At 53.9% G+C, this 14,679-nt stretch carries 15 protein-coding genes; 12 read left to right on the plus strand and 3 right to left on the minus strand.

Annotated elements, in window-relative coordinates; genetic code table 11:
- Positions 1 to 61: 61 nt before the first annotated feature.
- The 9 genes from JR346_RS04920 to JR346_RS04960 all read left to right on the plus strand — a co-directional run bounded on the left by JR346_RS04920 (position 62) and on the right by JR346_RS04960 (position 9,284).
- Positions 62 to 1,132, plus strand: coding sequence for an App1 family protein (locus tag JR346_RS04920; protein WP_205483695.1), 1,071 nt, complete (start codon positions 62 to 64; stop codon positions 1,130 to 1,132).
- A 664-nt stretch (positions 1,133 to 1,796) separates the two neighbouring features.
- Positions 1,797 to 2,021 carry a glutaredoxin-like protein NrdH gene (gene nrdH, locus JR346_RS04925; protein WP_204875719.1) on the plus strand — a complete coding sequence of 75 codons (225 nt, stop codon included), beginning with the start codon at positions 1,797 to 1,799 and terminating at the stop codon, positions 2,019 to 2,021.
- A 101-nt stretch (positions 2,022 to 2,122) separates the two neighbouring features.
- Complete coding sequence (gene nrdI, locus JR346_RS04930; RefSeq protein ID WP_240334033.1) at positions 2,123 to 2,599, plus strand: class Ib ribonucleoside-diphosphate reductase assembly flavoprotein NrdI; 477 nt, start codon at positions 2,123 to 2,125, stop codon at positions 2,597 to 2,599.
- Positions 2,557 to 4,737: a class 1b ribonucleoside-diphosphate reductase subunit alpha gene (gene nrdE / locus JR346_RS04935; RefSeq protein ID WP_205483697.1), complete on the plus strand. Its 2,181-nt coding sequence runs from the start codon at positions 2,557 to 2,559 to the stop codon at positions 4,735 to 4,737. The genes nrdI and nrdE overlap by 43 nt, the downstream gene beginning before the upstream one ends.
- A 191-nt stretch (positions 4,738 to 4,928) precedes the next feature.
- Positions 4,929 to 5,417: a MarR family winged helix-turn-helix transcriptional regulator gene (locus JR346_RS04940; RefSeq protein WP_205483699.1), complete on the plus strand. Its 489-nt coding sequence runs from the start codon at positions 4,929 to 4,931 to the stop codon at positions 5,415 to 5,417.
- A 123-nt stretch (positions 5,418 to 5,540) separates the two neighbouring features.
- Complete coding sequence (gene nrdF / locus JR346_RS04945; RefSeq protein WP_204876578.1) at positions 5,541 to 6,515, plus strand: class 1b ribonucleoside-diphosphate reductase subunit beta; 975 nt, start codon at positions 5,541 to 5,543, stop codon at positions 6,513 to 6,515.
- A gap of 298 nt (positions 6,516 to 6,813) precedes the next feature.
- A complete protein-coding gene (locus tag JR346_RS04950; protein ID WP_205483701.1) occupies positions 6,814 to 7,680 on the plus strand; it encodes a GNAT family N-acetyltransferase in 867 nt (288 codons plus the stop codon).
- The gene (locus JR346_RS04955) at positions 7,677 to 8,366 is read left to right on the plus strand and encodes a lipoate--protein ligase family protein (protein ID WP_205483703.1); all 690 of its coding nucleotides are present in this window, start codon (positions 7,677 to 7,679) and stop codon (positions 8,364 to 8,366) included. Before JR346_RS04950 ends, JR346_RS04955 begins: the two co-directional genes overlap by 4 nt.
- Complete coding sequence (locus tag JR346_RS04960) at positions 8,367 to 9,284, plus strand: SOS response-associated peptidase (RefSeq protein WP_205483705.1); 918 nt, start codon at positions 8,367 to 8,369, stop codon at positions 9,282 to 9,284.
- A gap of 103 nt (positions 9,285 to 9,387) precedes the next feature.
- Here the strand turns inward: JR346_RS04960 and JR346_RS04965 are convergent, their stop codons facing one another.
- The gene (locus JR346_RS04965) at positions 9,388 to 9,897 is read right to left on the minus strand and encodes a GNAT family N-acetyltransferase (protein WP_204875729.1); all 510 of its coding nucleotides are present in this window, start codon (positions 9,895 to 9,897) and stop codon (positions 9,388 to 9,390) included.
- 169 nt (positions 9,898 to 10,066) lie between these two features.
- Between JR346_RS04965 and JR346_RS04970 the strand changes: the two genes are divergently transcribed.
- Positions 10,067 to 10,912, plus strand: coding sequence for a fumarylacetoacetate hydrolase family protein (locus tag JR346_RS04970; RefSeq protein WP_205483707.1), 846 nt, complete (start codon positions 10,067 to 10,069; stop codon positions 10,910 to 10,912).
- Positions 10,913 to 11,054: 142 nt separating this feature from the next.
- Here JR346_RS04970 and JR346_RS10370 read toward each other — a convergent pair whose 3' ends face one another.
- Both JR346_RS10370 and JR346_RS04980 read right to left on the minus strand, forming a co-directional pair.
- Positions 11,055 to 11,381 (minus strand): hypothetical protein, encoded by a 327-nt coding sequence (locus JR346_RS10370; RefSeq protein ID WP_304621687.1) that lies wholly within the window; start codon positions 11,379 to 11,381, stop codon positions 11,055 to 11,057.
- A complete protein-coding gene (locus tag JR346_RS04980; RefSeq protein WP_204875733.1) occupies positions 11,378 to 11,689 on the minus strand; it encodes a helix-turn-helix transcriptional regulator in 312 nt (103 codons plus the stop codon). Before JR346_RS04980 ends, JR346_RS10370 begins: the two co-directional genes overlap by 4 nt.
- 150 nt (positions 11,690 to 11,839) lie before the next feature.
- Here JR346_RS04980 and JR346_RS04985 point away from each other — a divergent pair, with 150 nt between their 5' ends.
- Positions 11,840 to 12,424: a DUF5808 domain-containing protein gene (locus JR346_RS04985; RefSeq protein WP_205483709.1), complete on the plus strand. Its 585-nt coding sequence runs from the start codon at positions 11,840 to 11,842 to the stop codon at positions 12,422 to 12,424.
- 198 nt (positions 12,425 to 12,622) lie between these two features.
- Complete coding sequence (gene thrS, locus JR346_RS04990) at positions 12,623 to 14,650, plus strand: threonine--tRNA ligase (protein ID WP_205483711.1); 2,028 nt, start codon at positions 12,623 to 12,625, stop codon at positions 14,648 to 14,650.
- Positions 14,651 to 14,679 lie beyond the last annotated feature (29 nt).

Consider the following 14,679-nt stretch of genomic DNA (forward strand, 5'->3'; position numbering starts at 1 on the left):
AGCCGCCGAGCCCACTAGCCCGGCGGCTTTACTACACCACCCACCGCCCACAAGGAAACCCATGAACACCCACCCCATCCAAACCGCTGCCCACAAAGCAGACAACATCGCCTACCGCATCGGCACTCGCATCCACCGGTGGCGCGAAAACCGCGCTCGCGATAAAGGATTGGAAGAGGTCATGGTAGCTAACCCCGGATACGGCTCAACCTCATGGATCCGCATCATCGGCAGGGCACTCTACAAAACAGACGGATTCGAAGAAATTATCGACTCAATGGTGCATAACGACACCGCCCAAGGCGCCATCCGCGGATGGCGCTCCTTCTCATCCATCGCCATCTCCCACGCACCAGTCACCGTCACCATCGACGGCAACACGATCTACTACCTCACCACCAACAAAGGGGGAGTCCTCGACGAAAAAATCGCTGTACAACTCGAACCCGGCATCCACACCATCACCCTACAAACCCAACGCTCCCAACCCGCCGAAACTGAAGTCTTCATCGTCCCTGACAACCAAAAAATCGGAATCCTCTCAGACGTCGACGACACCGTCATGGTCACCGCCCTACCCCGCCCCATGCTCGCCGCCTGGAACTCCTTCGTCGTCGACGAACACGCCCGCATCCCCACCCCCGGCATGGCAGTACTCATGGAACGCCTCACCAAAGCACACCCCACCGCCCCCATCATGTACCTCTCCACCGGCGCCTGGAACGTCTCACCCACCCTCACTCGCTTCCTCTCACGCAACGGCTACCCCAAAGGCACCTTCCTCCTCACCGACTGGGGCCCCACCCCCACCCGCTGGTTCCGCTCAGGCGCAGACCACAAAGTCCGCGAACTCACCCGCCTCGCCCAAGAATTCCCCCAGATGAAATGGATCCTCATCGGCGACGACGGTCAACGCGACCCCGACATCTACAACGGCTTCGCCGTCCGCTACCCCCAAAATGTCGCCGCAATTCTCATCCGCAACCTCACCACCGGCGAAACCATCCTCTCCAAAACCACCCGCGTCTGGGCAGACAACCGCGCCAAAGAAATCACCCACGGCGACCTCTGGGAAGAAGCCAACGACGGCGCGACCTTCTCACAAGCACTCAAAGAAAAAGACCTACTTTAAACCCCACCACACACCCCACAGTGTTCGTAGGCGCTTTCTGATTTCACTCTCACCGTTGTCAAAAACGCTGGTTTTCGGTCGCGGTGTATGTGGCGGACGCGCCTGTGAGCGTTTTGTGTTTGGTGTACTGAGACTCCCACGAATTTCAGACACACCGAGGGGATAAAACGAGAAAATTTAAGGGTCAACGGAGGTTAAATACCTCAACCTCAAGAGATGCTTTAAGGTCAAAAGCCCGAAATTCTGCGGGAAATTCACAGGGTAAATGGGGGTCTTAAAAGCAAGCAAATCTTGTGTGATTAACAGGTCATAGATACCTCGCGTGGGGCGAACCGATACAACAGGCATGTGGATAACTTGCCGATTGCGGGGCTTAACCCGTGCAAACTCGCCCCAGAGACTGGATCTCACCTTGTGGATACTGCCCAGAAAACGACTCAACCACACTATCTAGGGGGTCTGCCAAAGATTAGCCACTAGATGTAGTATTGATACCTGTTGCGTACCCTCCACCCGGTGGTAGCGCACCAGCGCCATGAAACGGCGCAGACTCGGCTCTGCACCGCTGATGGTAGCCACTAAGCCTCGCAGCTTACCCACAAGATTTTGACTACGAATAAGCCGGCACACCTATCACAGTGTGCCAACTCTAAGGGAGATAACAATGTCAGTTACGGTGTACACCAAGCCCGCATGCGTTCAGTGCAACATGACTTACCGTACCCTGGACAAAAACGGCATTGAGTACAAGGTCGTTGACGTGACTGAAGACGCCGCGGCTCTGGCGTACATCAAAGATTTGGGCTACATGCAGGCACCCGTCGTTGTTGCCGGTGAAGACCACTGGTCAGGTTTTCAGCCCGATAAGATCAACGCGTTAGCTGCCTAAAGCAAAGCGCCGCAGTCATCGCCATTGTCTGGCTACGGCGAGCTTTGACTCCTGCTTTTTATCAATTACCTCAAATATCTCGAAAATTCACGGAAAGAGTTGTGTTTGCTGTGATACAGCGTGCAGTTCAGGCCCCACAAGATCCCGCCGAACCCCTGGTGGTGTACTTCTCCTCGGTCTCAGAAAACACGCACAAGTTCGTGCAGAAAACCGGAGTGAGGAACCTGCGCCTACCGCTTACAGCCAAGGACGAAATTCCGCAGGTTAACGAACCTTACGTGCTGTGCATACCCAGCTACGGGCGTCCTAACGGCAGCGGATCAGTGCCACCTCAGGCAGTGAAATTTTTGAATAACGCAGAGAATAGAAAACATCTCACCGGCGTTATGGGAGCAGGAAACACAAACTTTGGCGATCTCTACTGCGTAGCAGCAGATATAGTCGCCGCTAAATGTCAGGTGCCGATACTCTATAAATTCGAGTTGATGGGCACCACCGAAGATGTCACCAAAGTACAAGAAGGATTGAAAGAATTTTGGACGAAAAACTCCTTTCACACGTCGTTAGCACAGAGCTAGGGCACGAAGACCTCTCAACCCCCGAAAAGTTCCAGGGATTGGGATACCACGAGCTGAACGCTATGCTCAACCTCTACGACGAGAACGGTCAGATTCAGTTTGACGCTGACCGTCAGGCAGCTCGCCAGTACTTCTTGCAGCACGTTAACAACAACACCGTTTTCTTTCACGACCTGGAAGAAAAAATCGACTTTCTCATCAAGAACCAGTACTACGAGAAAGAAGTTTTCGAGCAGTACAGCTTTGACTTTGTGAAGTCATTGTCAAAGCAGGCGTACGCCAAGAAGTTTCGTTTTCCGACCTTTTTGGGCGCGTTCAAGTTCTACACCTCCTATGCGCTGAAGACCTTTGACGGTCAGCGTTACTTGGAGCGTTTCGAAGACCGAGTGGTCATGGTTGCTCTGCTGCTCGCTGAAGGCAACGAGACTCTGGCTCAGGAACTGGTTGAAGAAATTATCTCAGGACGCTTTCAGCCGGCTACCCCGACCTTCCTGAATGCGGGCAAAAAGCAGCGCGGTGAACTGGTTTCTTGCTTCTTGCTGCGCTTTGAAGACAACATGGAGTCCATCGGTCGTAACATCAACTCGGCGTTGCAGCTTTCTAAGCGTGGCGGCGGCGTAGCTTTTGCGCTCACCAACCTGCGCGAATCGGGCGCGCCCATCAAGAAGATTGAGAACCAGTCTTCAGGTGTTATTCCCGTGATGAAACTTCTTGAGGATTCCTTCTCCTACGCGAACCAGCTGGGCGCACGTCAGGGCGCAGGTGCTGTTTACCTGCACGCTCACCACCCCGATATTTACTCCTTCTTGGATACCAAGCGTGAGAACGCTGATGAGAAGATTCGCATTAAGACCCTCTCGCTTGGTGTTGTGATCCCCGATATCACTTTCGAACTGGCTAAGCGCAACGAAGATATGTACCTCTTCTCGCCCTACGATGTTGAGCGCGTCTACGGTGTGCCTTTCTCAGATATTAACGTTTCTGAGAAGTACTACGAGATGGTTGATGATGCGCGCATCCGCAAGCAGAAGATTAACGCTCGCGAGTTCTTCCAGACCCTGGCTGAGGTGCAGTTCGAATCGGGCTACCCCTACGTCATGTTCGAAGACACCGTCAATAACGCTAACCCCATCGACGGTAAGATCATTATGTCGAACCTCTGCTCAGAGATTCTGCAGGTTTCAGAGCCCTCAAAGTTCAACGATGACCTTTCATATGAGACCGTGGGTAAGGATATTTCCTGCAACCTGGGTTCACTGAACATTGCGCTGGCGATGGACGGGGGAGACCTTGCGAAGACCGTTGGCACCTCCATCCGTGCGCTGACCGCTGTGTCAGATCAGTCAGATATTCGCACTGTGCCCTCTATTGAGCGCGGCAACAAGATGTCTCACGCTGTGGGCTTGGGGCAGATGAACCTGCACGGTTATCTCGGTCGCGAGCACATTCGCTACGGTTCAGAAGAAGCGTTGGATTTCACCAACATGTACTTCTACACCGTGACCTACCATGCGATTCGTGCATCCATGGAAATCGCTAAGGAACGCGGGGAAACCTTCGTCAACTTTGAGAAGTCTGATTACGCATCAGGCAAGTACTTCGAAAAGTACATTGAAGGTAGCTGGGAATTCACCACCGAGCGTGCCCGTGAACTGTTCGCTGGCCACTTTGTACCCGGTGTTGAGGATTGGAAGCAGCTAGCTGCAGATGTAGCTCAGTACGGCATGTACAACCAGAACCTGCAGGCTGTTCCGCCGACCGGTTCAATCTCGTATATTAACGGCTCAACCTCATCGATTCACCCGATTGCCTCAAAGATTGAGATTCGTAAAGAGGGCAAGCTCGGGCGTGTTTACTACCCCGCACCCTACCTCACCAACGATAACCTTGAGTTCTACGAGGACGCCTACGAAATCGGTTACGAAAAGATTATCGACACCTACGCTGTGGCAACCCAGCACGTTGACCAGGGTCTGTCTTTGACTCTGTTCTTCCGTGACACTGCGACCACTCGCGATGTTAACCGCGCACAGATTTACGCGTGGCGTAAGGGCATCAAGACCATCTACTATTCACGTATTCGCCAGATGGCGCTTGAAGGTACAGAGGTCGAGGGTTGCGTCAGCTGCATGCTCTAAGCGATTAAGTATAGGCTGAGCGGACGCGTCCGCCCCGCTGATGTACAGGCACCTGCTTTCTCCTGCGATGGGGGAGGGTGGGTGCCTTTTTGCTTGCCTGTGGCGGGGTGCGGTTGAGTTCTGCGGATGCCCCGTGCTATTTTTATATAAAAAAACTTATCAGGCAAACTGATTATCTTTGGGTGGGGCTGATGAAAAATTTTTCACAAAAGGACGCGGCAAACCTCCATGTGGCGGTGTTTAAATTACATCGACGGTTGCGGGCTGAAACAGCAACCATCACCCAGCTCAGTGAACACGAAGAAAACGTGCTGATGGCACTGCACTACACGCCGGGGCTAACCAACGCTGAGCTTGCGCGGCACGAGCACATTACTCCGCAGTCGATGAATAAAATTACAGCAGCTATGCTCAAACACGGAGTGCTGGAATCTCAGAAGAACGTTCATGATAAGCGCCGTAAAGAGCTTCTGCTCACGGGGCAGGGGAGGGAACTCGCTGAGTCGGTCGCCCAACAACGAGCGTTGTGGTTGGCTGCAACCGTGGGGCAGGAGTTCGAGCCGGAAGAAGCCCAGCAGCTCGCGCGCGTCCTGCCTTTGCTGCATCGTCTGAGTGATAAAAAGCAGATGCAACAGCACAAATTTATTCCGGTTGCGCCACCTCTTGAGACCGAAATTTAAGTGAGGTTTTACTAGCTCTCTGAGGTGGGAAAAGCAACGGCAAAGTGACACAATAGTAAGATGATGCCAGCGTTCTACATTTGCTAGAACACCCCCAAACGTCAAGGAGTTTTACCGCTGATGATGAGCGAAAAGGTCAAGCTAGTTGACCACGTTGAAGCAATCAACTGGAACCGTATTGAGGATGAAAAAGATCTTGAAGTTTGGGACCGCTTGACTTCGAATTTCTGGCTACCCGAGAAGGTGCCGCTGTCTAACGACGTGCAGTCATGGAAGACTCTGACTGAAGAAGAGAAGCAGCTGACCATGCGCGTCTTCACCGGTCTGACTCTGCTTGACACGATTCAGGGTACCGTTGGTGCGGTTTCTTTGTTGCCGGATGCGGTCACCGCTCACGAAGAGGCTGTGTACACCAACATTGCGTTCATGGAGTCAGTTCACGCTAAGTCGTATTCTTCGATTTTCTCGACCCTGTGCTCGACTAAGGAAATCGATGAGGTTTTCCGCTGGGCTTCTGAGAACCCGCACCTTCAAAAGAAGGCGCAGATTGTGATGAAGTATTACCAGGGTAATGATCCGCTGAAAAAGAAGGTCGCATCAACCCTGCTGGAATCTTTCTTGTTCTACTCAGGTTTCTACCTGCCCATGCACTGGGCATCACGCGCTAAACTTACAAACACTGCCGATTTGATTCGTCTGATTATTCGCGATGAGGCTGTGCATGGTTACTACATTGGCTACAAATTCCAGCGTGGTCTTGAGAAGGAAAGCCCTGAGCGTCAGCAGGAGCTCAAGGACTACACCTTTGACCTGCTCTACGAACTGTATGAAAACGAAGTGCAGTACACTCACTCTCTCTACGATTCCGTGGGATTGAGCGAGGACGTCAAGAAATTCCTGCACTACAACGCTAATAAGGCTCTGATGAACCTAGGCTACGAGGCGATGTTCCCCGCAACAGTCACCAACGTTTCACCCGCGATCCTCTCGGCGCTCTCACCGAATGCGGACGAAAACCACGACTTCTTCTCAGGCTCCGGCTCATCCTATGTGATTGGCAAAGCAGTTAATACTGAGGACGAAGACTGGGACTTCTAAATTCCCTAGTCAGCTTGGGTTTTCCTGGTTGATTCTAGCCGGTGATTCCGGGGTTTTTGGCTCGGTTTCGGTGTTGGGGTTTATCCTGTTTTGTTCTTAACTGTGGTCAAAACTATGGTCAAACTTCATAGCTGACCACAGTTAATCTAGGCGTCTAGAAACACAAAAAGGCCCCTCACCACACCCCAGTCTAGGGGAGTGGTGAGGGGTAATTTTTTTTAGTGCATCTCTTCCATGCTCACCCACTTGCACCGGGTGGCATTTTCACCCGGTCCCGCGGGTAGGTAAAATTGACCTCATGACTTTACCCACCCCGTCCGCTATTACCTCTTATCAGCAGGTTCGCCGCGTCCTTGACGCGCAGCTTGAGGCTGATTTTTGTTTGCCCGCGGGCGCTATTGCCTCAGCATTTGAGAGGGGCAAGGAGTTGCTCACCGCGCCACGCCTCGACCTAGAGAAAATGGCTCGGCATCGTCGTTGGTGGACGCGCAGTCACTTCGAAATGCGCTTGGGCAACTACCGGGGCGTGACTTTGCTGTGCGCCACGCATCCGCGCGTCTTGCAAGAAGTCACCCAGCTGTTGAGCGGGGATGCCGGCAACTGGGTGGGGGACTACTCAAAGCTCCACCGCGTCAACGACTTTCTGAGCCCCTACGCCCTGCAAAGCTCGGGCACGGCGCTCTTTTTCACCGCAGGACGCGCACTTTTTGATGCACCCGCCCGGCAAGAACCAGCGGGGTACACTTTTACTTGGCTGACCGCGCCCCTGATTGAAACATTCCGAGGGGATGCGCGTTTCGCCAACGCGCTAGGTTTCAGCAAAGACCGTCCAGATACCCAAGTGCTCGCAGCTTTTCACGGGGGCACACCGGTTGCTATTGCCGGTGCCAGCGCTGACTCTCAGCTTGCACGGCAAATCGGTATTGATGTGCTCCCTCAACACCGCGGCAAAGGTCTTGCCTCATATCTCGTTGAACGTTTGGCGAGGGAGGTTCTTACCGCCGGTTTTGTGCCTTTCTACGGCACTTCGCCCTCACACATTCTTTCGCAAAAAGTAGCTCTCAACGCGGGTTTTGAGCCTGGCTGGTATGAATACGTGTCAACCAGCCTGTTGGAGGTTCACACCGATGACCCTGCTGACGGTCCGGAGGGTAGGCAGGCATGAGTCTTGATGTTCTCAGAGACTTTATCGCACCCGGTGAGCAGGTAGATGCCTACGCCCGCAGCTTTCAGCTTCTGCGCGAAGTGGGAGCGGGCGAACGCGGTGCGACGGTGCGTCTATATCAGCCGCAACCGGTGGTTGCTTTCGGGCGCCGCGATGAGCTGAATCCAAATTTTGCTCAAGCCGCTGATGCCTGTCGTGATCACAGTTTTGAGCCCATCGTTCGTAAAGTAGGCGGTCACGCCGCCGCCTATCATCAGGGGTGTTTAGTGATCGATCATTTTCACCCCACGCGCGATGCGATTACCGGCAATAATGAGCGGTTTAGTATTTTTGGTCAGATGTACGCGGACGCGCTGGCAAGTGTGGACGTGCCCGCGGCTGTGGGTGAGATTCCGGGGGAGTACTGCCCCGGTGAGTACTCGGTGTACGGTATTCACTTTGATGGGCGCAAGACTAAACTGGTGGGCACCGCGCAACGAGTGGTGGCGGGTGCTTGGTGGTTTAGTGCGGGCATCGTGGTAGAGGGCGCGGCGCAGCTGCGAGCTGTTACCACTGATGTTTATAGCGCTTTGGGTCTTGAGCTGAATCCCGCAACCGTGGGGGCTGTTACCGATATTAACCCGCTGGTTGCCATTGAGGATATTGAGGATGCGGTGCTTGAGGCTTTTGCCGGTGAGGGGTTTTAGATGTGCGGTCGTTATGCTCTGAACTTTGACCACGGCGTTTATCTTGCGGGCGTGCCCTTAGAACACGAGATTCGCAATTTTAACGTTGCACCCACTCATACTGTGCCGGTTATTGTGGAGCGTTTGGCTCCTCCTGAGTTATTTGCTGACGACAGCGCTCAGGTGGGGGAGCGCGTCCGCCTGGACGATTCTGCACAAGAAACAGTGCGTGAAATTCACTTTGCCAGGTGGGGTTTACTACCAAGTTGGGCGAAGGACGCGAGTTTCGCGGCGAGGGCTTTCAACGCTCGCTCAGAGACAGTGCTGAGTAAACCGACTTTTCGTGCGGCGGCTGTGCGTGGGCACTGTGCTATTCCGGTCAGCGGGTACTTTGAGTGGAAAACTGAAACCACAACCGCCGGTAAAACCCAGAAAACGCCCTATTTTATTCACCGCGCAGACCGCGAGCCTATTTACTTCGCCGGTCTCTACGAGTGGTGGAAAATCACCGATGCTGAAGCGCAGAGACCAAATTCTCGTTTTGCTGGCCAGGCGGGGCAGTGGCTCTTGAGCTGTTCAATGATCACCATACCTAGCCCCGATGAGCTGGACGCCACCGAGGCAGCTGATAATGATACTGAGGCCCTTGCTCTTATGGATCTTGGAAATCTGCATGACAGGTTGCCAGTGCCCTTGAGTGAGAAGTCTTTGGGGGTATGGCTACGTTCCGGAAAGGTATTGGGGCTTGAGGGCGAGACTGCTTTGGAGGGGGTCACCGTTCAATCTTCGGCGGTGGACGCCTTGGCGCAGGTTCTTCAAGATGCCTACCGTCAGGCCCGGAACTGGCGTATGCATCCGGTCTCAATGGAAGTGGGCAATGTAGCCAACAACGCGCCCCATCTTATTGAGCCGGTCGAAGATTTATTGAGTGGGCTCTGACTTTTACCTACGCCCCGTCTATGCTTCTCCGAAAACCTGCAGAATGAAAACCGCCCCGCCACTTTTTGATTACAGGGTGGCGGGGTGGTTCTGTTAAAGCGCTTTAGAAAGGATCCTCTTCTGTGGGGAACCAGCGTCTGAAATCTAGGGTGAGGTAGAGGGCGAGCGCTGCGGCGTTGCCTTCGTCGATGTGTACGAAGAATTCTTCGTGACCGCTTTTGTTCAGCACTTCGCTGGTGGCTGCAATGAGCTGTTCCGCGAGGCCTTCGCGGCGGCGTGATGAGGCGGTGAAGAGTTCGTAGATGGTGGGGGTGTTGTCGGGACCCACCATGTCGTTGCGGTTTTTGAGGGTGAGCGCTGCTGCTACGATCTGCCCGTTGTCATCGACGACAACGGGGGAGGCTTCAGCATAGAATTCACCGAATTCACCGGCGATGATTTTTTCGATTTTTTCTTGTGCCTGCTCTTGACTCCACAGGTCGTTTGATTCGTAGGATGCGAAGTAGAGTCGCGCGAGGCTGGGCGCGTCTTCTACTTGTGCCGGGCGCGTGACGATAGTCTGCTCGCGAGGACTGATTTGGGTGTCACCTACTAAGGTGATCCTTCCGGTCATGGTGTTCTCCTTCGCATCAGTGAGATGGCTTTCACCTAAGATTACTGGTTTTGTACAGATGTACAAGCGGTTTCACGCAATCTTTACCAAATATTTATGCAGCGTGTCACATGCTAGTGATCGAAATGTTAGTCTAAAAGAATCTAACGCCATCGTTGAAAGGGTTGTTATGAACTGGGCGCAAATGACCGATGAAGGCAGCGAGCGCGCTGTTTTTTCTACCGAAGGTTCTAGCTTTGTGTTTGAAGATTCCCTAAAAGATTTGCTGCTAGCGGGTGTGGCTCAGGGTATTGTGGACGCGGCTACTGCCTGTGCCGCCGGAGGGCAGCAGCGCAAGCCTCTTGAATCTAGCGAGCTAACCTTGCCGGTGCGTCCTGGTAAAACTCTTTGCATCGGTTTGAACTTCAGTGATCACGCGCAAGAAGTCGGTCAAGAGTTGCCCACTCACCCCACCATTTTCACGAAGTTTGATAACGCGCTGATTGGCGTAAATGATGATATTGAGTTACCTGCTGCTGACCTCTCTACTCGCAGTGACTGGGAGGTAGAGCTTGCCGTGGTGGTGGGTCGGCGCGTCCGCCGAGTCAATGAAGCGCAGGCGCGAGAGGCTATCTTTGGTTACACCGTGGCAAACGATATTTCTGTGCGTGACTGGCAAGGGCGTACGAGCGAGTGGTTTCAGGGTAAGAACTGGGATCGTTCGACTCCGCTGGGTCCTGTTATCGTTCCGGCGCAGCAGCTAGATGTTGAGGGCGGTCTTGCGATGCGGTGTACCGTGGATGGGGTAGCGCGGCAGGACGGCAGCACCAGAAGTATGGTGTTCTCGCCCGCGCAAGTGCTTGCCTATATCAGTCAGTTTATGACCCTTGAACCCGGCGATATCATTCTCACGGGAACTCCTGCCGGCGTGGGGGTGTCATTGCGCCCGCGGGCTTGGTTGGCACCGGGGCAGGTTGTTGAAACCGAAATTGAGGGCATCGGCAAGCTCGTTAATCGTTGCATCGCCGGTCAGTAACGCAACCTAAACTTTCGTCTCAGGCACCTGAATATGTAAAAGGGCGACACCCACCTTGCTTATCAAGGTAAGGGGTGTCGCCCTTATGCTCATGACCTCAATGGTTGTCTGTGTGTTTAACCAAGGAAGGTGTTAGAGGTATTTAGGCTGCGTGTTCGCAGGTTGAGCAAGCGCAGTTGTTGCAGATGCAGTTAGCGCAAGCGTCGTTGCAGTCGCCACATTCGCAGGTTGCGTGGTTGCAGGTAGTGCAGGTGCAGTTCGCGCAGTCGCAGGTTGCACACAGATCGTTGCAGTCGCCACATTCGCAGGTGGCGCACTCATCGTAGTGACCGTCGTGTTCGCGGTGTGCGTGACCGTCGTGCAGGTAATCAACGTGATCCAGATGGATTACAGCTTCGTGGCCGCATGAGGGGCCGTGGGTGTGTGCGTGCTCTTCTGAGTGGATGTGTTCTAGGGTTGCGGTGCTCATTGCATCTCCTTGGTGTGTTCGTGTACATCGGTCACAATGTGGCTGATGTGGTGGTCGGTGAGTTCGTAGAGGGAGGTTCGCCCCTGCACTTCTCTGGTAATCACATGAGCTTCTCTGAGGATTTTCAGGTGATGTGAGACGAGCGGTTGTGAGACCTCTAGGTGTTCGGTGAGCTCACTGACGGTATGCGGTTTATTGACAAGGCAGTGCGCGATTGAAATTCGAATTGGATGCGCCAGTGCTGCAAAGATTGCCACTGATGCTTCGTATTTGGTTTCCCAATCGTTTTTTTCGCCCTGTTGTTCCATAAATAGAACTTTATATAAAGAAATCTTTATACACAAGGCTTTGAGGGGATTTTGTATAAAAAATTCTTTATGAGAATGAGTTGCGTTTTCTCTTGTAGGGCAACTTGTGCATCTGTGATTGTTTTAAGTGATACAGATTTTGGGGTGGCCATGAAAATTACAATCCACAACAACTCGTCTCTGCCCGTTTACCAGCAACTCCACCATCAGGTGGCGGACGCGGTAGCCAGGGGAGAACTACAGCCGGGGCAACCGCTACTGTCGGTACGGGCACTGGCTAAACAGCTGGCGGTCAATCCGGCAACCATCGTGAAGGCATATAACCTCCTGAAAGAGGAAAGCATTATCGAAAGCCGCCCGCGGGGGAAAACAGTGGTTGCCTCCAAGGAAAACAGCCCTGCCCCCAAGATGATGGGAAGCTGGGAAGAAAAACTGCAGCAGGTAATTGCACTTGGACTAGCAGAGGGTCTAAGCCCCGAGCGCATTGAGCGTTCTGTGCAGGAGCTTGCAGACCGCAGAAGAATCGACATTACCCAGCTGGAGCTACCTGACACCACCGAGCACTACAAGTGGGGCTTTATCTACATCAACAAAGAAGACCCATCGATCTTCGTACCCAAAGCAATCGGTTACGGCTGGAGCCTAAACTTCGGCAACAAATGGGCGTGGGCAGTTCTGCTAGCTCTGACTGCGCCAGGAATCATTATTGTGCTAGCGGCAACAGTTCTCACCTAGCTAGCAAAAGGACACGCTCCGCACTACCTGCGCCACCGGCATGTAATCCTGCGGGGGCGCGTCCGCCCGTCCGATACTAAAAACTAGTAGAATAGTCACTGTTCTGTGCCCTCGTATCGCACGGAAAATCTGCACCGAGCAGATCAAACGAAGGTTTGCCCTTTGTACGGGTGAACACCACACACTTGAGGAGACACTGTGTCTATTGAAATTACCGTTGCTGGCGAATCACGTTCGGTTGAAGCTGGCACCACCGCCGCTGAGCTTTTCGCTGAAGACCGCGAAATTGTTGTGGCGCGTGTGAACGACGTGCTAGTTGACCTTTCCCACGAACTGACAGCTGGCGACACCGTTGTTCCGGTAAGCATCAATGAGCCGGAGGGTCTCAACGTGCTGCGCCACTCCGCTGCGCACGTGATGGCGCAGGCTGTACAGGAATACCGCAAGGACGCCAAGCTCGGCATCGGTCCCTACATCACCGACGGTTTCTACTTCGACTTTGACGTTGACGAGCCCTTCACCCCCGAAGATCTGAAAAAGATCGAAAAGAACATGGTGAAGATTATTAAGAGCGGTCAGCGTTTTCAGCGCCGCGTTGTCACCCACGATGAGGCTGTCGCCGAAATGGCAGATGAACCCTACAAGCTTGAACTCTTGGCGCTCACCCAGGGCCCCGGTTCTGGCGCGAACGCTGCTGAGGGCGCGTCCGTTGAGGTAGGCGAAGGCGACATCACTATCTATGACAATGTGAACGCTAAGACCGGTGAGATTATTTGGAAGGATCTCTGCCGCGGCCCGCACCTGCCCAACACCAAACTGATTGCTAACGGCTACGCGTTGATGCGTGCCGGTGGCGCTTACTGGCGCGGTTCAGAGAAGAACCCCATGCTGCAGCGCATCTATGGTACCGCTTGGCCCACCAAGGACGAACTGGTTGCCTACAAGGAGCGCATTGCTGAGGCTGAGCGTCGTGACCACCGCCGTCTGGGCGAAGAGCTTGATCTGTTCTCTTTCCCCAAGACCATTGGCCCCGGTTTGCCGGTCTTCCACCCTAAGGGCGGTATCATTCTGCGCGAGATGGAAAACTACGTGCGCACCCGCCACATTGAAGAGGGCTTCCAGTACGTGAAGACCCCGCACATCTCCAAGGAAGATCTCTTCTACACCTCCGGTCACCTGCCCTACTACGCGGACGGCATGTTCCCCGCCATGGAGGACGAGGGCCAGGCATACCGCCTCAAGGCAATGAACTGCCCCATGCACAACGAAATCTTCCGTTCACGCGGCCGTTCCTACCGCGAGTTGCCCCTGCGTTTGTTTGAGTTCGGCACTGTTTATCGTGACGAGAAGTCCGGGGTGCTGCAGGGTCTGACCCGCGTTCGCATGATTACCCAGGACGATTCACATTCCTATGTTACCAAGGAGCAGGCACCGGACGAAGTCCGTCACCTGCTGAAGTTCATGCTGTCTCTGCTAGAGGACTTCGGCATGACCGACTTCTACCTGGAGCTTTCAACCCGCGACACCGAGGGCGATAAGAAGGACAAGTTCATCGGCACCGACGAGCAGTGGGAAGAAGCAACTGCTGTTCTTGAGAAGGTTGCGGCAGAGACCGGTCTTGAGCTGGTTGCTGACCCGGGTGGTGCTGCTTTCTACGGCCCCAAGATTTCTGTTCAGGCCAAGGACGCGATTGGCCGCACCTGGCAGATGTCTACCGTTCAGTACGACTTCAACCAGCCCAAGCGCTTCGGCTTGGAGTACCAGGCATCTGACGGATCCCGCCAGGAGCCGGTCATGATTCACTCGGCGAAGTTCGGTTCGCTGGAGCGTTTCTTTGGTGTGCTGACTGAGCACTATGCGGGTGCCTTCCCGGCGTGGTTGGCTCCGGTGCAGGTTGTGGGTGTTCCTGTGGCTGAGGCCTTTAACGATTACATGGGTGAGGTCGCGGCGAAGTTGCAGGGTTACGGTGTACGCGTTGAGGTGGACTACGGTACTGACCGCTTCCCGAAGAAGATCCGCACCGCGTCCAAGGAGAAGGTACCCTTCATCCTTATTGCCGGTGGCGAGGACGCAGAAAACGGTGCAGTCTCATTCCGCTTCCGCGACGGCTCACAGGAAAACGGCGTGCCCGTGGACGAAGCGGTGAAGAGGATTATGGAGCACATCGAGTCAAGGAATAATGAGGAGCCGAAGACTTCATTAATTGAAATTTCCGAGAAAGCGTAGGCTTCATCACTTATAATTGGATAGCACAA

It is taken from the genome of Rothia sp. ZJ932, from assembly GCF_016924835.1.
Classification (GTDB): domain Bacteria; phylum Actinomycetota; class Actinomycetes; order Actinomycetales; family Micrococcaceae; genus Rothia.

Excerpts from the sequence above, each read along its gene's own strand:
- JR346_RS04920 (WP_205483695.1), top strand. The coding sequence starts at position 62 with ATGAACACCCACCCCATCCAAACCGCTGCCCACAAAGCAGACAACATC.
- nrdH (WP_204875719.1), top strand. The coding sequence starts at position 1,797 with ATGTCAGTTACGGTGTACACCAAGCCCGCATGCGTTCAGTGCAACATG.
- JR346_RS04940 (WP_205483699.1), top strand. The coding sequence starts at position 4,929 with ATGAAAAATTTTTCACAAAAGGACGCGGCAAACCTCCATGTGGCGGTG.
- nrdF (WP_204876578.1), top strand. The coding sequence starts at position 5,541 with ATGAGCGAAAAGGTCAAGCTAGTTGACCACGTTGAAGCAATCAACTGG.
- JR346_RS04950 (WP_205483701.1), top strand. The coding sequence starts at position 6,814 with ATGACTTTACCCACCCCGTCCGCTATTACCTCTTATCAGCAGGTTCGC.
- JR346_RS04955 (WP_205483703.1), top strand. The coding sequence starts at position 7,677 with ATGAGTCTTGATGTTCTCAGAGACTTTATCGCACCCGGTGAGCAGGTA.
- JR346_RS04960 (WP_205483705.1), top strand. The coding sequence starts at position 8,367 with ATGTGCGGTCGTTATGCTCTGAACTTTGACCACGGCGTTTATCTTGCG.
- JR346_RS04965 (WP_204875729.1), bottom strand. The coding sequence starts at position 9,897 with ATGACCGGAAGGATCACCTTAGTAGGTGACACCCAAATCAGTCCTCGC.
- JR346_RS04970 (WP_205483707.1), top strand. The coding sequence starts at position 10,067 with ATGAACTGGGCGCAAATGACCGATGAAGGCAGCGAGCGCGCTGTTTTT.
- JR346_RS10370 (WP_304621687.1), bottom strand. The coding sequence starts at position 11,381 with ATGAGCACCGCAACCCTAGAACACATCCACTCAGAAGAGCACGCACAC.
- JR346_RS04980 (WP_204875733.1), bottom strand. The coding sequence starts at position 11,689 with ATGGAACAACAGGGCGAAAAAAACGATTGGGAAACCAAATACGAAGCA.
- JR346_RS04985 (WP_205483709.1), top strand. The coding sequence starts at position 11,840 with ATGAAAATTACAATCCACAACAACTCGTCTCTGCCCGTTTACCAGCAA.